The 236-nt window shown below is 63.1% G+C and carries 1 pseudogene; it reads right to left on the reverse strand.

The features are described 5' to 3' along the window. A pseudogene (locus KVS71_RS20135) lies at positions 1-236 on the reverse strand (1,4-alpha-glucan branching enzyme); the annotation flags it as partial.

Here is a 236-nt window from a genome sequence, read left to right on the forward strand (position 1 = left end):
AACTTCGACAGCAGGCTGCCTTTGCCGTGCACGACCTCGTCGTGACTGATCGGCAGGACGTAGTCCTCGGCGAACGCGTAGACGAACGAGAACGTCACCTCGCCCTCGTGGTGCGCCCGGTACATCGGGTCTCTGCCGATGTACTGCAGCGAGTCGTGCATCCAGCCCATGTTCCACTTGTAACCGAATCCGAGGCCGGCATGATCCGTCGGCGCTGTGACGCCGGGGACGCTCGT

It is taken from the genome of Microbacterium sp. GbtcB4, assembly GCF_019091465.1.
GTDB lineage: Bacteria > Actinomycetota > Actinomycetes > Actinomycetales > Microbacteriaceae > Microbacterium > Microbacterium paraoxydans.